Origin of the sequence: Acetobacter sp. UBA5411, from assembly GCF_002409645.1 — a bacterium.
Classification (GTDB): Bacteria; Pseudomonadota; Alphaproteobacteria; order Acetobacterales; family Acetobacteraceae; genus Acetobacter.
In genome coordinates this window covers 63,052-84,504 of record NZ_DHNR01000041.1, presented here as the reverse complement: position 1 = coordinate 84,504, position 21,453 = coordinate 63,052, and the positions used below count along the sequence as shown (strand labels likewise).

The 21,453-nt window shown below is 54.6% G+C and carries 22 protein-coding genes and 1 pseudogene; 8 read left to right on the top strand and 15 right to left on the bottom strand.

Annotated elements, in window-relative coordinates:
• Nucleotides 1-33 precede the first annotated feature (33 nt).
• Nucleotides 34-1,032, bottom strand: a complete 999-nt coding sequence (locus B3759_RS15120) for a hypothetical protein (RefSeq protein WP_291367207.1) — start codon at nucleotides 1,030-1,032, stop codon at nucleotides 34-36.
• 191 nt (nucleotides 1,033-1,223) lie between these two features.
• A complete protein-coding gene (gene moaC / locus B3759_RS15115) occupies nucleotides 1,224-1,724 on the bottom strand; it encodes a cyclic pyranopterin monophosphate synthase MoaC (protein ID WP_291367206.1) in 501 nt (166 codons plus the stop codon).
• Nucleotides 1,725-1,980: 256 nt separating this feature from the next.
• On the opposite strand from moaC, the gene B3759_RS15110 reads away from it, so the two are divergent.
• The 3 genes from B3759_RS15110 to petA are packed head-to-tail and all read left to right on the top strand — an operon-like array spanning nucleotide 1,981 to nucleotide 4,641.
• A complete protein-coding gene (locus tag B3759_RS15110) occupies nucleotides 1,981-3,222 on the top strand; it encodes a cytochrome b (RefSeq protein WP_291367205.1) in 1,242 nt (413 codons plus the stop codon).
• A complete protein-coding gene (locus B3759_RS15105) occupies nucleotides 3,222-3,998 on the top strand; it encodes a cytochrome c1 (protein ID WP_291367204.1) in 777 nt (258 codons plus the stop codon). The genes B3759_RS15110 and B3759_RS15105 overlap by 1 nt, the downstream gene beginning before the upstream one ends.
• Before the next feature lie 16 nt (nucleotides 3,999-4,014).
• A complete protein-coding gene (gene petA / locus B3759_RS15100; protein ID WP_291367203.1) occupies nucleotides 4,015-4,641 on the top strand; it encodes a ubiquinol-cytochrome c reductase iron-sulfur subunit in 627 nt (208 codons plus the stop codon).
• Between the two features lie 659 nt (nucleotides 4,642-5,300).
• On the opposite strand, the gene B3759_RS15095 is transcribed toward petA, so the two are convergent.
• From B3759_RS15095 to B3759_RS15080, 4 genes are read right to left on the bottom strand one after another with little or no spacing between them, the layout of a single operon-like run.
• Nucleotides 5,301-6,029, bottom strand: coding sequence for a hypothetical protein (locus tag B3759_RS15095; protein ID WP_291367202.1), 729 nt, complete (start codon nucleotides 6,027-6,029; stop codon nucleotides 5,301-5,303).
• Nucleotides 6,030-6,070: 41 nt separating this feature from the next.
• Nucleotides 6,071-6,580, bottom strand: coding sequence for a hypothetical protein (locus B3759_RS15090; protein ID WP_291367201.1), 510 nt, complete (start codon nucleotides 6,578-6,580; stop codon nucleotides 6,071-6,073).
• 28 nt (nucleotides 6,581-6,608) lie between these two features.
• Nucleotides 6,609-7,016 carry a hypothetical protein gene (locus B3759_RS15085; protein WP_291367199.1) on the bottom strand — a complete coding sequence of 136 codons (408 nt, stop codon included), beginning with the start codon at nucleotides 7,014-7,016 and terminating at the stop codon, nucleotides 6,609-6,611.
• A gap of 15 nt (nucleotides 7,017-7,031) precedes the next feature.
• On the bottom strand, nucleotides 7,032-7,427 hold the full coding sequence (locus B3759_RS15080) for a hypothetical protein (protein WP_291367197.1): 396 nt from the start codon (nucleotides 7,425-7,427) through the stop codon (nucleotides 7,032-7,034).
• A gap of 236 nt (nucleotides 7,428-7,663) precedes the next feature.
• Here B3759_RS15080 and B3759_RS15075 point away from each other — a divergent pair, with 236 nt between their 5' ends.
• Nucleotides 7,664-7,843 carry a hypothetical protein gene (locus tag B3759_RS15075; protein WP_291367195.1) on the top strand — a complete coding sequence of 60 codons (180 nt, stop codon included), beginning with the start codon at nucleotides 7,664-7,666 and terminating at the stop codon, nucleotides 7,841-7,843.
• A gap of 174 nt (nucleotides 7,844-8,017) precedes the next feature.
• On the opposite strand, the gene B3759_RS15070 is transcribed toward B3759_RS15075, so the two are convergent.
• A complete protein-coding gene (locus B3759_RS15070; RefSeq protein ID WP_408736501.1) occupies nucleotides 8,018-9,571 on the bottom strand; it encodes an MDR family MFS transporter in 1,554 nt (517 codons plus the stop codon).
• Between the two features lie 221 nt (nucleotides 9,572-9,792).
• Between B3759_RS15070 and B3759_RS15065 the strand changes: the two genes are divergently transcribed.
• Genes B3759_RS15065 through B3759_RS15055 form a run of 3 tightly spaced genes read left to right on the top strand, consistent with a single transcriptional unit; the run spans nucleotide 9,793 to nucleotide 13,648 of the window.
• Nucleotides 9,793-10,254, top strand: coding sequence for a (2Fe-2S)-binding protein (locus B3759_RS15065; RefSeq protein WP_291367191.1), 462 nt, complete (start codon nucleotides 9,793-9,795; stop codon nucleotides 10,252-10,254).
• Entirely contained in the window at nucleotides 10,251-12,407 is a 2,157-nt protein-coding gene (locus tag B3759_RS15060) for a xanthine dehydrogenase family protein molybdopterin-binding subunit (protein ID WP_291367189.1), read from the top strand. Before B3759_RS15065 ends, B3759_RS15060 begins: the two co-directional genes overlap by 4 nt.
• Nucleotides 12,404-13,648 carry a cytochrome c gene (locus B3759_RS15055; RefSeq protein WP_291367187.1) on the top strand — a complete coding sequence of 415 codons (1,245 nt, stop codon included), beginning with the start codon at nucleotides 12,404-12,406 and terminating at the stop codon, nucleotides 13,646-13,648. Before B3759_RS15060 ends, B3759_RS15055 begins: the two co-directional genes overlap by 4 nt.
• A gap of 81 nt (nucleotides 13,649-13,729) precedes the next feature.
• Here the strand turns inward: B3759_RS15055 and B3759_RS15050 are convergent, their stop codons facing one another.
• The 8 genes and pseudogenes from B3759_RS15050 to B3759_RS15015 all read right to left on the bottom strand — a co-directional run bounded on the left by B3759_RS15050 (nucleotide 13,730) and on the right by B3759_RS15015 (nucleotide 19,755).
• Complete coding sequence (locus tag B3759_RS15050; protein ID WP_291367185.1) at nucleotides 13,730-14,329, bottom strand: methylamine utilization protein MauD; 600 nt, start codon at nucleotides 14,327-14,329, stop codon at nucleotides 13,730-13,732.
• A gap of 24 nt (nucleotides 14,330-14,353) precedes the next feature.
• Nucleotides 14,354-15,715, bottom strand: a pseudogene (locus tag B3759_RS15045) (outer membrane beta-barrel protein).
• Nucleotides 15,716-15,805: 90 nt separating this feature from the next.
• Nucleotides 15,806-16,354, bottom strand: coding sequence for a c-type cytochrome (locus tag B3759_RS15040; RefSeq protein WP_291367184.1), 549 nt, complete (start codon nucleotides 16,352-16,354; stop codon nucleotides 15,806-15,808).
• Complete coding sequence (locus tag B3759_RS15035; RefSeq protein WP_291367182.1) at nucleotides 16,332-16,808, bottom strand: c-type cytochrome; 477 nt, start codon at nucleotides 16,806-16,808, stop codon at nucleotides 16,332-16,334. The genes B3759_RS15040 and B3759_RS15035 overlap by 23 nt, the downstream gene beginning before the upstream one ends.
• Nucleotides 16,809-16,834: 26 nt before the next feature.
• Nucleotides 16,835-17,395, bottom strand: a complete 561-nt coding sequence (locus tag B3759_RS15030) for a methylamine dehydrogenase light chain (protein WP_010667141.1) — start codon at nucleotides 17,393-17,395, stop codon at nucleotides 16,835-16,837.
• On the bottom strand, nucleotides 17,382-17,987 hold the full coding sequence (locus tag B3759_RS15025; RefSeq protein ID WP_291367179.1) for an alkyl hydroperoxide reductase: 606 nt from the start codon (nucleotides 17,985-17,987) through the stop codon (nucleotides 17,382-17,384). The genes B3759_RS15030 and B3759_RS15025 overlap by 14 nt, the downstream gene beginning before the upstream one ends.
• On the bottom strand, nucleotides 17,984-18,529 hold the full coding sequence (locus B3759_RS15020) for a MauE/DoxX family redox-associated membrane protein (protein ID WP_291367177.1): 546 nt from the start codon (nucleotides 18,527-18,529) through the stop codon (nucleotides 17,984-17,986). The genes B3759_RS15025 and B3759_RS15020 overlap by 4 nt, the downstream gene beginning before the upstream one ends.
• Nucleotides 18,526-19,755, bottom strand: a complete 1,230-nt coding sequence (locus B3759_RS15015; RefSeq protein WP_349679304.1) for an amine dehydrogenase large subunit — start codon at nucleotides 19,753-19,755, stop codon at nucleotides 18,526-18,528. The genes B3759_RS15020 and B3759_RS15015 overlap by 4 nt, the downstream gene beginning before the upstream one ends.
• Nucleotides 19,756-20,288: 533 nt before the next feature.
• Here B3759_RS15015 and hemB point away from each other — a divergent pair.
• Nucleotides 20,289-21,284, top strand: coding sequence for a porphobilinogen synthase (gene hemB, locus B3759_RS15010; RefSeq protein ID WP_291367173.1), 996 nt, complete (start codon nucleotides 20,289-20,291; stop codon nucleotides 21,282-21,284).
• The last annotated feature ends 169 nt before the right edge of the window (nucleotides 21,285-21,453 follow it).

Sequence of the window (21,453 nt, the reverse complement as noted above, 5' to 3'; positions counted from 1 at the left end):
TTCTCAGCGCAATGCTTCAAATCCTTGTCGACCTCATGCTTTCAAAGAGAGGCTGGAAGTGTTGTCGGCACCTGATGTAAAGCCGCTTTCTTTCTCTTTTTCAGCATTTCCGAACAGCACATCTACAATTTGCTCCTCGACCGAAAGATGGTCGCTCATATTGGCTTCCGACAAGGCTTTTTCTGTAACGTTGGCAGTATTGTCGGCAGGCTGTGTCGTGTCCTTTGAAGTGGCAGTCTGCTCGGCAGAATCTGTTACCTGCTCTGTTTTCGTTTCAGTCGCAGAGGTGATGACAACTTTCGTACGACCTGCGGCAGCAGTATCTACATAATCCGGGATGACCTGTGCGTTCTCAACCTCTGTTCGCGTCATGCCATAAGTAAAGGATACTTCTTTCGATGCCGCTGTACCGGTATCACTCGCTGCAACTGCGGAGTCACTTGCCTCCGAAAGTGTGTAATCCACAGTTTCAAAATTGTCGGGATTCCGAATTCCCTGGATCACACTATACAACTGCTTTTCAGTGGCAGTCGCGTTTGCGGGCAGGGATGTGGCATCGGCTATCTGCACAGCGCTCTGAATGAACGATGAATTTCCCGTTGCCGCATAAAAGGCTTTTTCCAGAGCTTCGACCTGCGGCGCTTTTGCCACGACGTCTGGTTGGCTGCCATAACGCGCCAAGGTAGAATACCATGCCACATCCGCAAAAGCGTCTATCTTGGCCCCGTCTGTTGCGGTGCTGCTATTTATGGTCTCAGCGGCAGAACTGAACAACTTCCCCAGAAGACTGATCGAATTCGTGTGAGAAAGCAGATTCTCCTCGTCAGTTGCCACCAAAGATATGTCGTTAAATACCGAGCTGATTGTCTGGCTTTCCGCAGTACCTGATGAAGATGACGCCAAGGTATCAGTCTTGACGCCAAAACCCTGACTTAATCCAACCTGGAGAATACTAAATGCACTGATTGCAGAAATTCTATCAAACATGGTCTTTTTTCCATTTTCCGGTTTTCCCGGAAAAAGAATACTCATGCGTGGATTAATGACTTCTAAATTATACAATTATGTGAAGACGAGACGATTTATTCTTCACAGAAAGAAGAACTAAATATGGAAGTCGTCAGGAGACTGATGTCATTTACAGACCGTTCTCGGAATATCAATGGCGTCATGAAGCTGTTACGTATCGAATATTCGGTCTTGTTTTACCTGTCGCTATCCGATCATCCTCCAGATAACAGCGTTCCAAAATCCCGCTTTCCACCAACCTTGCCCAGCAGACCGACACTGTGAATCACCATGTCATGGCTTAACGCCTTGCACATGTCATAGATGGTCAGGGCCGCGACCGTAGCGCCTGTCAGCGCCTCCATTTCCACGCCTGTCTGGCCGACACAGGCGACACGGCAGTCAATGACGGCGTCCTGACCCTCGATCGTAATCTCGAGCTTGCAACCGCTAATGGACAGAGGGTGACACATCGGGATCAGGGTGGAGGTCGTCTTGACGCCCATGATCCCGGCGATCTGCGCAACCGTCAGAACGGCTCCTTTTTTCGTCATAAAACCGGATTTACGCAAGGTCGCAATCACACTTTCCGGAAACCGCAGACGCGCCTGAGCGTGGGCTTCTCTTTTGGTGATCGCCTTGTCGCTGACTTCCACCATACGGGGCTGCTCGCCAGTTTCATCAACGTGAGAGAGGAGCGGTGAGGCTTCGGTCATGAGGATTCCAGATCCCTGAAAGGCTGATACCTGTTAAGGCAGATTGTCTGCACCGTGCCGATGAAAATCAGCATGGCCTATCTTTCTTTAGGCATTCTGGAGACGTGTGGCCAGCAGACAGCGCCAATGCGGCTTATGTTCCAGCGGAAAAGAGCCTGCTTCCAAATCCGATATATGTCTTTTCCGTAACAACATGCTAGTCTTGAGGTAATGTGTAACCTTATGCAGGCCTGAACGTGCATTCTGGATTTCCGTCATGAAAACACCCGAAAATACGGGCGACCACTCTGCGAATACGCCACCAGCAACCGGCCTCGCAGGCTGGATCGATCAGCGTCTTCCAGTCATATCCGCGTTTCGCGCCGAATATGTCGATTTCCGCCTCCCTCGCAACCTGAACTGGCTTTGGAATTTCGGAGCCATTCTGACCGTCGTGCTGGTGCTGATGCTGGCGACCGGCATCTTCCTCGCCATGAACTACACGGCGACGGATGCGGGCGCTTTCCTTTCTGTCGAGGCGATCGACCGGCAACTGTCAGGCGGCTGGCTCCTGCGGGCCATGCATATGACAGGCGCAAACCTGTTTCTGGCGGCGCTCTACATCCACCTTTTCCGTGGCCTGTATTACGGCTCGTACAAGGCTCCCCGCGAAATCCTCTGGCTGACCGGCCTTATCCTGCTGGTCATGGTGATGGCGACTGCCTTTGCGGGCTACATGCTGCCGTGGGGCCAGATGTCCTACTGGGGCGCGGATGTCATCACCAAAGCCGTTGGAGCGGTCCCTGTGATCGGTGGTGCGCTTGAGCACATCATGACCGGCAGCGACCATCTGGGCGACGTGTTCCTGCATCGCTTTTTTGTGCTGCATTTTCTGATGGCGTTTCTTGTCGTGGCCGTTGTCGGGCTGCATGTGACGGCCGTGCATATCAGCGGCTCCAACAACCCGCTGGGCATCGAGCCGAAGACAAAGAAAGACACGCTGACCTTTCATCCTTACTACACCACCAAGGATCTGGTCGGCCTGATCATCTTCGCCCTGATCTTCACGGCGCTGATGTTCTTCTGGCCCAACCTTCTGGCCGAACCGGCGAACTATGCGCCCGCCGACCCGATGCACACGCCCGCTGACATTGAGCCGGAATGGTATTTCCTGCCGTTCTACGGACTTCTTCAGTCGGTGCCGTCCAAATTTGGCGGCCTTCTCGCCGCTGCCGGTTCGATTGTCGTGCTGTTCTTCCTGCCCTGGCTGGACCGCTCCCCCATCCGTTCGGCGCGATTCCGTCCGCTGTGCCGCGTGGGACTGCTTGGTCTTGTCGTGGCGTTCGTGCTGCTGGCCGTCGCGGGCAAGCATCATGCTGAAGGCGTATGGATGATCGTCGCCCGTCTGGCTGGCCTCTATTACTTCGGCTACTTCCTCGTGCTGCTGCCACTGGCCGCCCGCATGGAAAAGACGCGCCCCCTGCCCTCATCCATTGCAGCCGCAGAGGGAGACGCATGATGAAAACCACACGTTTACTCGCGCTCGCGGCGGCTGCTTTTCTTTCCGCTCCCCTGACCACACTGGCGGCAGTTCCGGAACCACTGGTTCCTCCGCACCAGAAATGGGATTTCGACGGTCCGTTCGGGCAGTTTGACCAGAAAGCGCTGCAACGCGGCTTCATGGTCTATGACCGGATCTGCTCCACATGCCACGGCATGAAGGCGCTGACCTACAATGACCTCAGCGGCATCGGGATGAGCGAGCAGGCCATTCTTGATCTGGCCCATTCCAAGATGATTGCCGGGCCACCCGATGTGTCCGGTCAGCCGACCTCCCGTCCCGGTCGTCCTGACGATCATTTCCGCTCGCCTTTCCCGAGTGACGAGGCCGCGGCGGCGATGATGGGAGGCGTCGCGCCGCCGGATCAGTCGCGTCTGGCCGTGATCCAGCCGCACGGAGCGGACTGGCTCTATGCCTTTCTGACCGGCTACAAGATGCCACCGCCAGCGGATGCGCCTGTCGTGCCGGGCAAGTTCTACAATGACTGGGTGGACGGACATCTGATCGGCATGCCGCCTCCGCTGATGAACGGCATGATCCAGTATCCGGACGGCACACCCGCGACTGTCGAACAGCAGGCACGCGACGTGACCAGCTTTCTGGTCTGGGCCGCCGATCCGCATCGCACTGCCCGTCATCGGACGGGGCTATGGGTAGTGCTTTATCTTATCGGGCTTCTTGTTCTGGCGATCGCATGGAAGAAGAAGACATGGAAACGCGTGAAGTCGCAGTAAACGGGACGTGCAATCAATGACCGATCATTCTGATACCACGGAAAGCACGGAACCCGGCCGCCGGGACTTCCTCGGCATGGTGACGACGGCGGGTGTGGCGGCTGGCGCCTGCGCCTGCGCTGTTCCCTTCGTGCAGAGCCTTGCGCCTCAGGACAGCGCCTCCGCGCATCTGCCTGTGGACGTGGACATTTCCAAACTCGCACCCGGTCAGCAGATGACCGCCGTGTGGCAGGGCAAGCCGGTGTTCATCCTGCGCCGCACGCCGGAAGACCTGAAGCAGCTTCAGGATGCCGCTCTGGTGGCTGACCTCCGCGACCCGGACTCCTCCGTGCTCCAGCAACCATCCTACGCCAAGAACTGGCATCGCTCGTTCGTTCCGGAATATGGTGTGTATGTCGGTGTCTGCACGCATCTGGGCTGTGTGCCTGTTTACGAAGCTACCACGGGAGGCGACAACAAGGGCCGTTATAACTGCCCGTGTCACGGTTCGAAGTTCGATCTGGCCGGGCGGGTGCGTAAAGGCGTTCCGGCCCCTTACAATCTGCCGGTTCCGCCGCATGTGCTGGTCAGTCCGACCCAGCTTCGGTTAGGGGAAAGCCCCAAGGGCGAGAGTTTCGATTTTTCGAGTATTGTTCAGATTTGATGGAAAGCCCCGTTAATAGCGGGGCTTTTTCTTTTTGGGGGGTACTCTTATATAGATATGTCACCTTTCGCCCTCATGTCGGACTGTAGATAGGGCGTTCTGCATTTCTTCGAAACGACGTGGCCCTATGTCGTGTGATGACTGCTCTCTACCAAACCGGGGACGGTTCAGATTAGTTTAAGAGAGGGAAAGAAAAGGATTGGATTTATTGTTAGTTTGCTTGCAAATTTTATGAGTGCGTTTCTACTTTATGGCGTAGTCGCTTACCATTACTATTTTCAGAATATTGATATGAACCTTGTGATTCTGGGCGTCCTGTTCACTTTTCCGATTTCGTATATTTTTACGAGAATCTACTTTCGTATGATTAATTCTATTTTCGGGAAACAAGTGCTGAATGGTTAGAAACAAGGGATAATAAGCTATCCTCTAAACCATACATTTTCTTTTCCATTCCGAGAGCCTCCCGCCCTCAGCGGGGTTTTTTATCTAAAATTCATTGTCTGGTCATGCCCCCAAGAAGGCTTGGATGCCTTGCACACAAGCGTTTGCTATCAAAGGTGCGCCTGCGTCTACAATAGCGCTCTGAAGCGTCTGAAACCATCCACGGACATTTCCACTATCCGGGCTTCCACTGTCCAATTCCTGATGCAAACTGGTTACGCATTCTGTGCCTGTACCAAGTTTTCTGGTGACAAAGACATGTTTCCAAGTGAAGGCTCAATCTGTGCCAGCAAATCCTTAGCCTTTCCCATATCCACGCTGTTACCCACGCTCTGGGTGGTAGTGGTCGTATGGTTATTGCCGAAGCCAAGGCCCGCCATGTTGCCCGTATTATGAATGTTGATGGTCATTTGCGATGCCCTTTGAATTTGTTCTGCTGGAAAATTCATACACTCACCAGTTATGCCTTCGCTATCCAATTTCAAAGCCCAGTCCAGAATTTTATGGCGCACTGTGTCTAAAACAGCCTGAAAGTCCGACCGCTCCAACAAAAGCCTCACCTGTGTTTGAAACCCCAGTTCCTCGCAAATTTCATCACTAAAAGCGTTGTTCATGTATATGGCTAGGCTTCCTTCGTTTCGCAGCAAGTCTTCAGTTTTAAATATATTTTCGTCGTGTAGGTAACGTGCCATCCTTTGAATTGATATCGCACACCAGCCACGTATCGGGTTCAAAAATTGCGGTCTGTGTGAAAGCAGTCGATAAGGAGGAAGGCCGCCTGTTTCTGTATTGTCTAATTTATAACCATTTAATTCATTATCAATCCATGACAGACTTTCACTTTGCTTCAGTTTAGATGCGACAATCTTTGCTGAAAACAAAAGGCTTCTCACGCTACATGAGTCGTCCATAGCTTTTTGAAGTAAGCTTTCAATCAGGGGCATTGTCGACTGCCTTTCACAAACGAAGTTTTCTTTTACCTAAACTATTCTTCAGACACGAATAGCCCCTGTAAGACTTGAACCAGAGCTGTGGCAATCCAAGGAACGCCTGCATCCGCCACAGCCCCTTGCAACCTCTGAAATAGGCTTAATATTTTTGTGCTATCAGGACTTTTAGCATTCAGTTCACCGTGCAAGTCAGCTACCGCGCTTTGTGCCTCTGAAAGCTTGATAGGCGTCAGCCTTATGTTTCCAAGCAAAGGCTCAATCTGGGTTAGAAATTCTTTAGCTTTCCCCGCATCCACTGTGTTACCCACGTTTTGGTTCGTGCTGATTGCATGATCGTTGCCGAAGCCAAGTCCTGCCATAGTGCCTGCATTATGAATATTTATATTCATCTGCGACGCTCTCTCTACTTGCTTAGAAGAAAAGCCCATTTCCTTCCCTAATATACCATTTTCTTCTAGTTCCAAAGCCCAGCTAAGAATGTAGTTTCTTATTGTATCGATAATTTTTTGAAAGTCAGACACATGCACAACATGCCGGATTTTCACAACCGTAATCAAAGAAGAATCTATTTTGCTACGAGTAAAGTTTTTTTGGGGATATTATTTTATTTTGTCCTGACCGGACAAAATCTTCCAACAATAATATGCTTTCCGTAACACCATGGGTTATATATTCTCCACCTTCGTCTCTTACGTAGTCAACAAATACCCACCCATGGTCATGCTCCTCTTCTACTCGTATCCTTATTTGTCGATATTTAGGTAAAGTTTTTGTTAGGCTTAATAAGCCCGTGCGCTTTTTCCGGGTTTCGTATTCGTATTCGGTAATGCGCCCCTCAAACCCGTAGATTTCCTGATTAATTTTTTTCAACTGTTGTGTTTGACGCAATTTGAAAGCAACCGATTTCGCAAGAAACATCATACCCCGAACATCAAAATTACTTTCAAACGTCTTTCTTTGGATGTCTAAGACCAATGCCACAACAAAACCCTTCCCTTACCCAAACCCTTTTGGTTTCTGCACTGCTTCATGGGATTCTTGCGCTACCCTGTTTATATCCTTAAGGGCGTGCTGTTGTGCCTGCGAATCCGCATCAGACAACACCTTTCCAGCCTTCAGCTTTATATCGATATCAGCTAGTTTCCATGAAGCATCCAGATACATCCGAGACGATTCAATCTTATCTTGGATAAGCTTTGTTCTGGGCTTTTTCTCGGGCTTGTATGTTGTTCTGATAACCCGATTTCCGTTCAAAACAGGGGCTTCAGCAGGCTGAACCGCTCCAGGATTGGCTGAGACCTTTTTTCCTGAGAAGAAAGTCTGATGAGCAATCGAGTGAAGAAGTTTTCCCCTGATGTCCGTGCCCGTGCGGTGTAGCTGGATTTGGAGCATGAAAGCGAGCACCCGTCACGCTGTACGGCGATGGTGGCAGTCGCTGGCAAGATCGACTGATTGGCGCATAAGTTGAACGATTGGGTCAAGAAGGCCGAGCTCGATACCGGCAAACGGGACGATGTTTTCCGCCTAGGCCGCCGATCGCCTCAAGGAGCTGGAGCGAGAAAACTGCGAGTTACGCCAAGCGAACGAGATTCTGCCCAAGGCGTCCGCATATTTCGCCCAAGCAGAGCTTGTCTTTCACCGACGAGCAGATCGATTGGATCACCCAGACATGGGTTCTGCTCTCGATTGACCCGACCACCGACAACGAGGAATCGACGTTTAAGGACTGGTATCCCAATTACCGGGCGTTCTGGGAAGCGGTTTTGTGTACCTTCGAGAACGCCCCCAAAATTCAGGAATATATCTGAACCTGACATCGGTTCGACCATTGAGCGATGTCGACTATCGACACTGACGATTCCAAAAACCGGACATTCTACCCCCCTCTTAGCTGCCGCGTTTACAACCGGCCCCGAAGTTTTTAGTGAAGCTTTTTTTGAAAAAGCTGCAGAAATAACGATCCGATCACATCCACAAAACCTTTACCTCTTCTTCCCCTGCCGGATCACCAACCCCAAAATCATCAGAAACGCCAGAAACATGAAGCTGCTGCTGACACTGAGGCTGGCACTGATCGCCCCCTTGTAAGCCTCCGTCACTTCCGTATGCACTTCCGGCGAAACAGTCTTGATCGCCGCCATTCCTTTTTCCAGAAAAGCCGCGATATCGATTTTTTCTGGCAAATCACTCAGGTTTTTCTGCAAGGTCAGCGCCATGACGCCGCCGGAAAGCGCCACGCCGAGCGAACCACCCAGCGAGCGGATGAAGGACATCATGGCCGTCGCAATGCCGAGCCTGTTGCCGGGCACGGAGTTCTGGATGAGGACCGTCGCATTTGGCATACCGATACCCATGCCGATCCCCAAAGCGCCCAGACTCAGCAGAAAGAACAGGGCCGGAGCCCCATGATGCGCACAGAATGCGATCAGGCTGAGACCGGTAAATTCAATTCCCACACCAATGACCAGCAACAGTTCATAACGCTGGGTCTTTGACGAAACATACCCTCCCAGAACCGAGCTGATCATCATGGTGCCGACCTGGGGCAGCATCATCAGACCGGAGACTTCGGGCGTCTCGCCAAGGACGAGCTGATAATACAGAGGTAGGAAAATCATTGATCCCATCATAGCGAATGACATGATGCCGGTAGCCGCGACGCATACGGAGAAATCCAGAATCCGCAACAGATCAAGACTGACCAGAGGCTCGGGCGCTCGTCTTTCCTGTCGAATGAACATCACCAGAAACAGGAAGCTGACACCGAAAAGCAGGCCCGCCAGAGGCGAGGTCCATGAGAGCGTTGTGCCGATGGAATTGAACAGCAGCAGAAAGCCTGCCGTGGCGACGCTCAGTAGAGCGGCCCCAAGATAATCAATCTGCGGCTTTCTCCCGGCGCGTCCCGCAGGAAGTCCCAGCATGATCAGGGCGAATGCGAGCAGACCAACAGGCAGGTTGACGAGGAACACCCAGCGCCAGGAAAAGGAACTTGTCAGCACACCGCCCAAGAACGGCCCGGTGACACTGCTGACGGCAAAGGCTCCGGTGAACAGGCCCTGATAGCGTCCCCGCTGCTGGGGTGGCACGATATCGCCGATGACCGTTTGCGACAGTGTCATCAGGCCGCCAGCGCCAATTCCCTGAAGCCCCCGGAAGAACACCAGTTGCCACATGCTCTGCGCTACACCGCACAGGAGCGAGGCAAACAGGAAAGCGCCAATGCTGAAGGCGAGCAGCGGTCTGCGCCCGAACATGTCCGACAGCTTGCCATACATGGGCGTGGCGATGGTGGAGGTCAGCATGAACGCCGTGACGATCCACGAGATATGCGCCAGCCCGCCCAGATCGCTCACAATGGTGGGGAGCGCTGTCGAGACGATGCTCTGATCCAGCGCCGCCATGATCATGGTGAGGATAAGGCCGGTAAAGACAAAGACCCGGGTCACAGGTCGGCTGGAAGCTGTGGTCTGTGTGTCGGAAGTGGGCTGCACGAAAATTTCCCAGACAGTCGAAATTCGGGCGGCAGCCTTACACATAATCCCTTGTGAGAACAGGATAAGGGAAAGTTGGATGGGGTACGTTCCGGATGTGGATCTGACGAAGTCTATATCCTGTTGAAAACAGTTATCGATAATAAAAACCCCATCTATATTTCAATATATACAGACATAAACAAATAATTTTCCAATAATGAAGCCAGAACGTTTTTCAGGTGTTATGGTCGTTTAGAACAGCCACAACACTCAAGAGGACTCACATGCAGACAGTGCGCGTGAATGGGCAGACACATTCGGTCGATGTCGATCCTGACACGCCTTTGCTGTGGGTCTTGCGCGATGTGCTTGGGCTGAACGGCACGAAATTCGGGTGCGGCATCGCCCAGTGTGGTGTCTGCACTGTCCATCTCGACGGTCATCCTGTTCGTGCCTGCAATCTGCCTGTCGGCATGATCGGTGAGCGCTCTGTCACCACTATTGAAGGCGTCGACAACGCCGACCCCATCGTGCACGCCGTCAAGAAAGCCTGGACCAATCTGGATGTTGTGCAGTGCGGTTACTGTCAGCCGGGACAGGTGATGGCGGCGATTGGCCTGCTGAAAACCGTTCCGAACCCGACGGATGAGCAGATCGACAGCGCCATGTCCGGCAATATGTGTCGCTGCGGCACCTATATGCGCATCCGCAAGGCCATTCATCTGGCGGCGGGAGAAACAGCATGACCCGGATGCCCCTCACCACCCGTCGCGCCGCGCTTTTCGGTGGCGGTGGACTGCTGCTGGCGACACTCTGGCCTTCGGCCTCCCCACGTGCGTCCACGGGCATGCTTGTTGAAAACGCCACGGCTCCCTTTGCGCCCAATGCCTATATCCGCATTACGCCCGACAACAGCATCACCCTGATCTTACCCAATATCGAAATGGGGCAAGGTATCTATACGTCATCCGTCATGCTGATCGCCGAGGAACTTGGCGTCGATCTGGCGCAGATCGAGATTGAGGCCGCCCCTCCCGGCAGCGCCGAGATCACTGGTGGCTCCACCTCCATCATGACCGAATGGAAGCCTCTGCGTGAAGCCGGAGCGGCGGCAAGAACGGTGCTTGTTCAGGCCGCTGCCAGCCGATGGAATGTTGCACCATCAAGCTGCACCGCCGCGTCAGGTGTTGTCTCGCACACGCCGTCCGGTCGGACCTTCACGTTTGGCGAACTGGCCACGGAGGCCGCCAAACTTCCTCTCCCCAAGGAACCGACACTCAAGGCAGCATCCGATTACAGCCTGATCGGCAAATCACAGCATCGTGTCGATAGCGCCATCAAGGTGAACGGCACTGCGGTTTTCGGCATCGACATCAATGTTCCGGGCCAGAAAATCGGAACGGTAGCCGCCAGTCCGGTCATGGGTGGTACAGTCCGCAGTCTGGATCGTGACGCTGCTATGGCCGTGCGGGGCGTTGTGGCTGTTCTGGTCAATGAGCCGCGCGATGCTGTCTGTGTTGTGGCTGAGCATTACTGGGCGGCGCACAAGGGGCTACAGGCTCTGCGTCCTGTGTGGAGTGAGAACGACAATGCTCACGTCAACACACAGACAATTTACGATCAGTTGCATGACGGTCTGAAAGGACCAGCGATCATTCCCAGCCCCAAAGGGGATGCGGACGCCGTCATTGCGAAATCCCATTCCACTTACAGTGCTGTTTACCAGCAGCCCATGCTGGCCCATGCGACCATGGAACCGATCAACTGTACGGCTCATGTCCGTCCGGACGGCTGTGATGTCTGGGTTGGCACACAGGTCGCTGACCGTGCGCAGGAAACAGCCGCAGACGTCACTGGCCTTCCCAAGGAGAAGATCACGGTTCACAGCCAGTACATAGGCGGTGGGTTTGGTCGCCGGCTGGAGCATGAATACATCACGCAGTGTGTGCAGTTTGCGAAACAGACGAGTTATCCACTGAAGATTGTCTGGAGCCGTGAGGAAGACATTACACGCGACCGCTATCGTCCCGCGTATGTCGATGAAGTCACGGCTGGTCTTGATGAAAAAGGCCATGTCACGGCCATGAAACATCGCATTGTCGGCCCTGCTGTCGTCGCCCGCTGGGACCCGCCGGAACTGACAAAAGAGGGCTATGACGAGGATCTTTCCGTCGCCACACTGATTACGTCCTACACTTACGATGTTTACAGGCTTGAATTCGCAAGACGCGAAGCACCGGGTGTCATCACCGCATGGTGGCGTGGCGTTGGTGGCACGCGCGGTCTATTTGTCGTGGAAAACTTCATTGACGAGCTTGCCGTCAAAGCTGGCATTGATCCGGTTGCCTACCGCAGGGAGCTTGCGAAAGACAATGCTCGTGCCGTCGCTGTTCTGGATAGAGTAGCTAAGGACTCAGACTGGAGCGACCCTGTGCCGAAAGGACGGGCACGAGGTGTCGCACTTCAATTCGCCTTCGGCTCCTACATGGCCACCGTTGCGGAAATCGAGATGCAGACACCAGAGACCGTCATCATCCATCGCGTGACAGCAGCGGTGGATTGCGGACAGGTCGTCAATCCGGATCAGGTCGTTTCCCAGATTGAAGGCGGTCTGATCTTTGGTTTCAGCGCGGCGCTCTATAACGAGATCACTCTGGAAAATGGTCGTGTGCAGGAAAACAATTTTAATACATGGCGTGTGATGCGCATGAACGAAGCCCCGCGACGCATTGATGTTCACCTGATCGCCAGCACGGAAGATCCGGGCGGCATTGGAGAAGTTGGAACGGCAGCGGCGGCTCCGGCGCTGGCCAACGCAATGGCCTCGGCACAGGGACATCGTTATCGGACACTCCCCCTGCTTTCCAGCCGAAATCAGGAAAAGGAGGCAGCACGATGAACCGCCGCACTGTCTCGCATTCCTGTTTTGTACTCGTCCTGCTTGCCGGAACCAGCCTTTTCTCGACCTCTCATGCCGCCACAGCCTCCTCACTTGAACGGGGCGAATATCTCGCACGCGCCGCAGACTGCGAGGCCTGCCACACCGCACCGGGTGGCGCGCCTTTCGCGGGAGGACGCGCCTTCAATGTGCCGGGCATTGGGGTCATCTACTCCCCGAACATCACGCCTGATCCGGTTCATGGAATTGGCCGCTGGACAGACGATGAATTCGTAAAATCCGTGCGAGAGGGCGTCTCTCCCAGCTGGAAGCATCTCTATCCGGCCATGCCTTACCCCGCCTACTCCCGCATGAGCGTGGACGAGATGAAGGATCTCCGTGCGTGGCTCGCAACAGTTCCCCCGTCTGCCAATACAGCTCCGGCCAATCAGGTAAAATTCCCGTTTTCCATCCGGGCTCTGATGATCGGCTGGAACCTGCTCAATGGTCCGGCCTCGTCCTATCCTGACGATCCGCAGAAATCGCCTGAGTGGAACAGGGGCCGGTATCTGGTCGAGGGGCCCGGACATTGTGCTGACTGTCATTCGCCGCGCACAATAACTTTCGGCCTGTCAAAAGATAAGGCTTTTGCAGGAAATGTCGTCAACGGTCAGCGTGCCTACAATATCACTTCTGACAAAAGCAGCGGTCTGGGCGCATGGACGGATCAGGCGCTGGCCGACTATCTGGCGACTGGCCATGCTGATGGTCACGGCACAGCGTCGGGTGATATGGCAGAAGTCGTCAGTTATAGCCTGCGTCATCTGAAACCCGATGATATTCACGCCATGATTGTCTATCTGCGTGATGTAAAACCTCAGTCATCCAATGATGAGGCAGCGCCGGTTCGCCAGCCCACCTCTGGCGATACCACCCTGCCCCAGCAGACAAACGGAGCGAGACTGTTCGCATCGGCCTGTAGCGGCTGTCATCTACCTGACGGCAGTGGTCGCCAGTCCGCTTTCGCCAGTATTGCCGGAGCTCGCAGTCTGAGTGCCGATAATGGCCGTAATCTCCTCCATGTCATCATTAAAGGTTCGACCCTAATGACGGACAAGGGAAATCAGCCCATGCCAGCTTTCTCAGGAGGGAATTACAGCCAGAAAGACCTGAATGACATTGCCGCTTTTGTGATGACGCATTTTACAGAGGGCAAACCATCAGAACACGCCTTCAGCGAATTTGCGAAGAAGCCAGACTAAGATCCCCTGCTCTCTGGAACTTCCTTTTCCAGAGAGCAGATTTCTGTTTCTGACAAGAACAGTTAGGGGGAGAAATACCTGTCAGGCCGCCTGAATTTTCTGGCGCTTACGGTGCGTGATGTAATCCTGCACCGTTGTAAAACCGCTTTCCCAGGCGTTGAGCAGACTTTCCAGATGTTCCCGGCTGTTCACCAGACCGCGGGACAGTATGACGCCCTCTGAAGAAAGCAGGAATGCAGCAGGAAGTTTATCGACCTCCAGAACACGTCCAATGGTGGGATCATTGATAAAGCAATCCGCCTTTATCCCTGACTGTTGAACAAAACGCTGCTGAACCTCCGGCACATCATCCCCGGCAAAGACCAGATCGACATGCTCTTTCCGGCAGAAGTCCTGTGCAATCGGGATAATCTTGCGCGACACAGGACATGTTGCAGAGACAAACAGCAGAAGAGTCGTGCCACCTTTGCGAACTGGACTGAAAGCCGCTCCGTTCAGCAAACGGAATGGTCCTGACGGGCAGTTGTCCCCCGGCTGCGGGCCTTTCGATCCTGTCAGCGCTCCTGCCGGTGCGACTTCCTTAAAAAGCTGCCGGACCTGACGCGTCAATCGCCAGGTCACAAAAAGCGTCGCCAGCAGCACCACCGTCAGCAGCACATTGACACAGATCAGTGCTGTCATCGTCCCGCCTCCAGCCTACAGACTTCAGAATGCCCAGATTGCGTCACAGCTGAACCAGAACATGTTGTTGGTGCCGTTGTTCGCATAGTTGATGGTTGGATCATCCGTGGGCGACACGCGATTGAAAGGTCTTGTTCCATTCAGCGACTTATCCAGACGCAGTTCCGGACGAATGGTCAGGCTGCCTTTCGGCAGATGCAGGAACTGTGGACGATAGGCTACACCCACCGTCAGTTCGCCATAGGTGGTTCCTGCGGCATAATCATAAGGATAGGGTCGTCCGCGCAATTCGTTCACATAAGACATTGTCGAAGTATTGTTTCCGACCACGCCGCCATTGTTATCACGGAAAATCTCACCACGGACGTTAAGTGTCAGCCAGGGATAGAAGTCATGTGCGAAATAGGCCGTCACGCCATAGACATCGTCCTGCAGGTAATCATCATGAAAATACGTGCCGTTGAGAGTAAACGTCGTCGCATCATTGATTTTATAGGATGCGATGATGTCGCCGATATATTCCATCTCATGATTGGCGTCGCGACCAATGGCGTACACGCTCTGCTGCGGCCCGACATAGGCAAGAGCAGAAATATCCAGCTTTCAATCAAGAAGACCGTTTGACTGGAAACCGAAATATCCCTTCGGACGACTGTTGTTTTTCGCACCACCGAATGACGTCGAGTTACCGGCGTTCACGCCGAGAATCCAGTCGAAATGGTCCGCCAGATGAACGGTCGCCGTCACACCGACCACTTCGAACGGCACGATAAAGTCGGACGAGTAGTTATAACTGTAGAAAGGACGTTCCAGCGCATCCGTCCCTTCCACACCCTGCATACCGTACATCTGTCCGATCTGAAGATCGACACCATCTTTTGTGAACCAGGGAAGATGCGCATCGACATGCGCCTGCGTAGGTGCAAACTGATACATGCCAGTGATCGCCCCATCCGCCATGCCGATGGTCGGGTTGAAACGGGCGTCCGAGCCATACAGGACTTCAAACGTGAAACCGAGCCCGTATCCGGCACCGATATCCGAAACCGGATGAGACAGCGTGCCTGTAATCTGGTTTAGGGTCGCGGTATTGGCGCGATCGACGTAGGACTGCGCCCAGTTACGTCCTGTATGGGTCCAGGGATTGCCGTTCACACCGGCTTCAACAACGATATGACCTTCGAGATCGTCAAACCAGCTATGGCTTCCGGGTGGTTGAAGATTCACGTCCACCTTGGCAGCATCAGCTTTCTCGGCTCCCGTCTCCTCACCGACCAGAGGACGTCCCGACTCTTCCGGTGTCAGTCGCTCCTGAGCAAAAGCAGGCAGCGAAACAAGCTGGAGTGCAAAATACGCACCAATGGAGAGACGGGGACGAAAAGCCATGTGCGGAACACTCCTTGTCTGACATCATACTGGCTGGTCAGCGACGTCCCGGTATCCAGAAGATTACAGAGATGAGCGACCGTTTTATTTTTACAGTTTCTTTGCAGTCTTCTGGGCACAGGCTGCCAGAGAACGTTCAAGAGTCTGACCACGCTGCGCCATGAAATCCGGAACCGACAAAGGCTCTCCCCGCCATTGATGGATTTCGGCCGCTGTATAGGGGCGAAACCCTGCGGGGAGACTGCTCCCCGCCAGTCGGAACATCACGAAATTCATGACATCCGCGAGGGTCTGATCGTCCCGAATGAGCGACATCGACACACCGGGCACACGGATCAGATAGGCGCGCCCCTCATCCGTGCAGGCGAACCCACCGACAGCGTTGCGCAGGGTGGGAACAAAGCTGCTGCCCGACACACCTTCAATACCGTGACAGCCGCCGCAATGGGACAGGTAGGTCACGCTGGTGTGGTCAAGCACAGTCGCGTGCTCCACGGAATCCGCCGCATGGGAAACACCGGACAGGAAGAACCCACTTCCCGCGATCAGCATCAGAACCGGAACGACCCGCATCATGAGAGCCGTTCCGAAAACTGAACGTCGCAATCCCGCTTTTTCAGGGAACAGGATGCGCAGCATTCAACTTGTTTCGCTCTTCAAGAACAGCCGCAGGCGTCAGGGAGGACGCACGTTCCTTCTTCACCTCATCAGCAGTGAAAGTCGGTGCAGGCTTTACGTCGCTGAGAGACGCAACATAGGTCAGAATGGCCGCAATATTCTCGTCACTCTGCGCACCGAAGGACGGCATGTAGCCCATGTAAGGGTTACCGCCAGCCTTGATCATGCCGGACAGACCGTTGAGCAGAACGTGCGTGACATACGCCTTGCCTTCCGGTGTGGAAGCAATCGCACCGATACGGTCCTTGAGCGGGGGAAACTGCCCGACAACACCTGCGGCGCTGGCCTGATGGCAAAGGCTGCAATTCGCTGTGTAAAGCTGCTGTCCGTCTGCTGCGGCATGTGCGTTGCCGGAGATGGCCGTGCCGCCGACAAGAAGGGCCGCGGCACTCAGGGAAAGGAGAATTTTCTTCATTATCACTACAATCTGCTTCTGGAGTCTTACGATGCCCTGCCGACCACGGCTGCGGTCGAGCAATTGTACATCTCCGATGTTCCCGTTCCGAAACACCAGATGATGTCGTTGTTGGCCATCGGGCGATAGGACGGCTGATCACCATCCGTATTGAGGCAGGTCACCTCGTTACAGGAGTCCTGACCACAGCAGTCACGATAAGCAATCATGTAGGAATTGCCATCCTGCGGATTGTAGCAGCTTCCGATCCATGAAGTGGGAGACGGCGCGGTTCCCGGTGGGCACGTATGGGTGCCGCCACCGCAGGAGGTGCAGAGATTGCCGTCGATGGCGCAGTAACGCCAGTAATCGCAGGCCAGATCATCCTTGGCCTGTGCTTTCGCTGCAAACGGTGACTGCGCCTTGGGCTTTGCAGTCGCCGCATCAGCGCGGCTGACCGGCAACAGCATGAATGCCGGAGCCGCCGCAACAGCACCACCGACCTTTGTCAGCACATCGCGGCGCGAGGTACGCCCGGCGATCCGCCGAAGAACGCTTTCTGTCAGACGATCCAGCATTGAACCCTGTTTCTTTTCAGACGGCAGCATGAGAAATCACTCCTGTCTCCACCCGCTCGACTTTTGGAGCCACCGGAACAGTGTCCAGCAAGTCCTCGATCTGACGGCGTGTATTCACAATATCCTTGACCCGGATGACGCCGCGCTCATCGAGCAGCACCAAAGCAGGCAGACGGTTGATTTGCAGGACCAGCCCAAGCTCCACTCCCGTCAGAAGCGGAACACCCTGCATCTCAGGGCGGCTGGCCACCATGTCCTGAAGTTCGGGAACAGGACCGTCCCCGACAAACAAAAACTCGAACCCTCTGGAAGCGGCCACCTCACGCGCAATGGGAATCACGCGTTTGCAGACCGGGCATTCAGGCGCCACGAACAGGAGCATCTGGTAATGTCCCGGTTGCAGGGCGTCACCGATCATGACCGGCTTGTCTTCCAGCGTGTGCAGAACCAGTCTCGGAACAGTCTGTCCGACATCCAGTCCCGGCCGCGCTTCCTGATCGCCAATCGGCGCGGTGCGTTCGTGAAGAACACCGATCTGGCGTGCGAGCGCGAGCAGCGTCACAGCAAGCACCAGCACCAAAACCGTCAGAAAGCCCTGCCAGATGAGAAGAGCGACCATCATGCCCTCTCTCCTGTCGCATCACTGAGAGACACATCCGGCAGCACACGCAGTGCCTGCCAGAGCACCCACAGAGCCACGCCACAGGCGACGCCCTCAAGCTGGACACTGATGGAATGTGCCGCCCCAGCCATCACAGGCAGCAGTGCGGGCAACGCACAACCCAGCGTCCGCAACACCAATGACCAGGAAAGCGTCTCGCCTTTCTGACCCGGTGTGCAGCCACAGGACAGGTCAGTGCGTCCCCGCATGACGTTGATGCCCATCGCCACAGCGAAGAGCACCAGAAGCCCAGCGGCGACAACGCCCCCAACGCCCCGCCCGACACCGGACAACAACATCAGGCCAACAAGCACCTCTGCCGCACCCAGCCCCCACGCAGCAGCCTCAAGAGACCATGCGGGAAGAAGCCGGTAGGACGACAGCGTTCCAAGAAAGAGGTCATGTTCCCGTAGCTTGGACACTCCAGCGACAAGAAACATGATCCCCACCCCTCCGGCACAGAGGGCTGAAAGTCCACCCATCATGAGAGAGGCGGCATTCATCCTTCACCGGGCGCAACCGTGAAGATCAGCGAACCGCCAAGGGCTTTCATCTTGTGCACCTGCTTGCCGGTTTTCGCATCGAGGATGTAAAAATCACCCGTGTCTTCGTCAGTTGTGAACATCAGCGGATGGTCATCCTGAGTCACACCGACCATCGGGCTCGGCGTTGGCAGGGACATACGGCGAACGCGTTTGTGCGTTTCGGTATCGTAAACCCAGACTTCCGAACCACCGTCCTTATGACTCCAGAACGGTCCCTTGTGCATCAGAACATACAGCTCATGATTGCTTTTATGCAGAGCGGACATCTGCCAGCCACCCGGACGCCACGTCACCTCAAAAGGTTTGGACGAGTCCGGCGCAGCCTTCATGCCAGCACCTTCCTGCAGGGACCAGGGCTTGCCGATAACAGCATCCGCGCCAAGCTTCGTTTCGTAAACCTTGCCGGTATAGCTGATGAACCAGGCCATACCATCCTTGGTCACGGATGGGCTCTGCTCGAAGATGCCGTCGTGGTCAGGCTCAAAGAAAGCCGCGCTATGCGTCATGGACGGCTTGCCGTCAGCGCCAATGCTGACATTGGCCAGCGTGCCATCAGCACAGAGAGAGGAAAAACCGCTGTTGCCCCAAGGGTAAACCAACGCACAACCCGGCACATCGACCGTCTGCGTGACCTTATGGGACGCAGTATCCACCACTTCGACCGCACTACCCGGGCTCATCTGGTAAACATAGACATGAGACCCGTCCGCGCTGATCGCGAGGTTGTTGCGCTTGGGCGTGACCAGCGCACGGGACGGTAGCTTCTCGTCAGCAACGATCTTCAGCGTGCTGCTTTCATATTCAGCCAGCAGATCGTTACGCTCACCGCGATTGCCGCGTTCCCATGTTGTTTCACCAACAAAGAAATGGCTTGCGTCAGGCGACAGAACGACATTGGGGTTATAGGCAGCCTGCACCATTCCCAGCAGACGCCCCTTGTCGGCGTCCACTACATAGGCACGACCATCCTTGCCATGCTGATACACCGCATCCACGACCAGAAGCGTATGAGGCGACCATGGGGCCAGCGTCGCAATGTCGCTTTGTTCCGTCTGGGGAATGGGTTCGTCTGCCCGCGCCGAGGCTGTTACTGCAAGAAGGGCGACCCCGCCCAGTAAAGAGCGGAGAAAAGCAGCGCGACTGCCCTTCGTATTACGCGAATGCGGGAACGTCATGAGACTCATTTCTATCGGTTTCGCAATGATTCAGATATGACGCGCCTGTCGCATTTCCGCAAGACGAATCATCATTACCCCTATTTATTTTCTCCGGAGATACAGAAACATCACAGATATAGGTTAATCTGTACATGTTATATCGAAATATCCGATAGCAGTGTCACGATGATCACTTCCCAAAGAAAAATGACCCATCCCCACTGAATATAATGAATACCTCTGGACCAGCCGGACCGATATCATTTTTAAAACAGAATATTTCCATTCAGAATCAATTATGCCGTAGGCTGATCTCTCCGTTTACAGTCATTGCAGTCAGCCCAGACATTGTTGACGGCGATTTTGCAAACCCGCCAGCCGGGCGCATAATCCCCCCGCTGTAAGGAGCATATCCCGTGCGGCCTGACGCCGCCTCGGTCTGCTTTAGCCACGTTTCTGTATGGCTCGAGAGCATCTGCTCGGGCCTGACGGGAATCATGTGTGTTCACACCGTGCCTATCGCCGTGATTGCGGTATCCAACGGGACAAGAGGAGTTGTCATGACTGTCGGTCGTTTTCCGCTGACACGCCTGCGCCGCAACAGGCAGGACCGTTTCACCCGCAGACTGGTTGCCGAGAACAGTCTTTCCATTGATGACCTGATCTGGCCAATCTTCGTGATGGAAGGCAGCAACTCCGTTACGGATGTTGCGTCGATGCCCGGCGTGCAGCGCGTCACTCTCGACAGATTGGCGGCGCATGTCGAAACAGCGGCCAAGCTGGACATTCCCGCGCTGGCCCTGTTCCCCATCACCCCGTCCGAGGTACGTGACGAAGCCGGAACCGAAGCGCTCAACCCCGACAACCTGATGTGTCGGGCTGCCCGTCTGCTGAAAAAAGAATTTCCGGACATGGGACTGATCGGCGATGTCGCGCTCGATCCTTACACCAATCATGGCCATGACGGGATTATCGAGAACGGCTATGTCGTGAACGACAAATCCGTTGATATCCTGAAGGTACAGGCGACCAATCAGGCAGCCGCCGGCATCGACATCATCGCTCCCTCCGACATGATGGACGGCCGCATCGAGGCCATTCGTCGTGATCTGGACGAGAATGGCCTGATCAACACCCGCATCATGTCCTACGCCGCCAAATATGCCAGCGCGTTCTACGGCCCGTTCCGTGACGCTCTCGGTTCTGGCGGCCTTCTGAAGGGTGACAAGAAAACCTATCAGATGGATCCGGCCAATTCGGACGAGGCTCTGCGCGAAGTCGAGACGGATCTTCTCGAAGGCGCGGACATGGTCATGGTCAAGCCGGGCATGCCCTACCTCGACATCATCCGACGTGTGCGGGACAGCTTCTCCGTGCCGACCTTCGCCTATCAAGTCTCAGGTGAGTACGCGATGCTGATGGCGGCCATCCAGAATGGCTGGCTGGATCATGAGCGGGCTGTCATGGAGAGTCTTCTGGCCTTCAAGCGGGCCGGTGCGAACGGCATCCTGACCTATTTCGCCATTGAGGCCGCCCAGCGCATCAAGGCGCAGTAAAAAAAATCAAGGACCAAAACAGTGTATCGACAGCGGAAATCCCGTCTGTCGATACCATCGGTTTATAGTGACGAAATCGCAACACTCCAAAATATTACACACATCCAAAAATACAGAATAATAGCAAAATCAATAACTTAAAAACTTTCTTTCTATGTGACGCTTTTAA

Excerpts from the sequence above, each read along its gene's own strand:
- B3759_RS15120 (WP_291367207.1), bottom strand. The coding sequence starts at position 1,032 with ATGAGTATTCTTTTTCCGGGAAAACCGGAAAATGGAAAAAAGACCATG.
- moaC (WP_291367206.1), bottom strand. The coding sequence starts at position 1,724 with ATGACCGAAGCCTCACCGCTCCTCTCTCACGTTGATGAAACTGGCGAG.
- B3759_RS15110 (WP_291367205.1), top strand. The coding sequence starts at position 1,981 with ATGAAAACACCCGAAAATACGGGCGACCACTCTGCGAATACGCCACCA.
- B3759_RS15105 (WP_291367204.1), top strand. The coding sequence starts at position 3,222 with ATGAAAACCACACGTTTACTCGCGCTCGCGGCGGCTGCTTTTCTTTCC.
- petA (WP_291367203.1), top strand. The coding sequence starts at position 4,015 with ATGACCGATCATTCTGATACCACGGAAAGCACGGAACCCGGCCGCCGG.
- B3759_RS15095 (WP_291367202.1), bottom strand. The coding sequence starts at position 6,029 with ATGCCCCTGATTGAAAGCTTACTTCAAAAAGCTATGGACGACTCATGT.
- B3759_RS15080 (WP_291367197.1), bottom strand. The coding sequence starts at position 7,427 with ATGCTCCAAATCCAGCTACACCGCACGGGCACGGACATCAGGGGAAAA.
- B3759_RS15070 (WP_408736501.1), bottom strand. The coding sequence starts at position 9,571 with ATGTGTAAGGCTGCCGCCCGAATTTCGACTGTCTGGGAAATTTTCGTG.
- B3759_RS15065 (WP_291367191.1), top strand. The coding sequence starts at position 9,793 with ATGCAGACAGTGCGCGTGAATGGGCAGACACATTCGGTCGATGTCGAT.
- B3759_RS15060 (WP_291367189.1), top strand. The coding sequence starts at position 10,251 with ATGACCCGGATGCCCCTCACCACCCGTCGCGCCGCGCTTTTCGGTGGC.
- B3759_RS15055 (WP_291367187.1), top strand. The coding sequence starts at position 12,404 with ATGAACCGCCGCACTGTCTCGCATTCCTGTTTTGTACTCGTCCTGCTT.
- B3759_RS15050 (WP_291367185.1), bottom strand. The coding sequence starts at position 14,329 with ATGACAGCACTGATCTGTGTCAATGTGCTGCTGACGGTGGTGCTGCTG.
- B3759_RS15040 (WP_291367184.1), bottom strand. The coding sequence starts at position 16,354 with ATGCTGCGCATCCTGTTCCCTGAAAAAGCGGGATTGCGACGTTCAGTT.
- B3759_RS15035 (WP_291367182.1), bottom strand. The coding sequence starts at position 16,808 with ATGAAGAAAATTCTCCTTTCCCTGAGTGCCGCGGCCCTTCTTGTCGGC.
- B3759_RS15030 (WP_010667141.1), bottom strand. The coding sequence starts at position 17,395 with ATGCTGCCGTCTGAAAAGAAACAGGGTTCAATGCTGGATCGTCTGACA.
- B3759_RS15025 (WP_291367179.1), bottom strand. The coding sequence starts at position 17,987 with ATGATGGTCGCTCTTCTCATCTGGCAGGGCTTTCTGACGGTTTTGGTG.
- B3759_RS15020 (WP_291367177.1), bottom strand. The coding sequence starts at position 18,529 with ATGAATGCCGCCTCTCTCATGATGGGTGGACTTTCAGCCCTCTGTGCC.
- B3759_RS15015 (WP_349679304.1), bottom strand. The coding sequence starts at position 19,755 with ATGAGTCTCATGACGTTCCCGCATTCGCGTAATACGAAGGGCAGTCGC.
- hemB (WP_291367173.1), top strand. The coding sequence starts at position 20,289 with ATGACTGTCGGTCGTTTTCCGCTGACACGCCTGCGCCGCAACAGGCAG.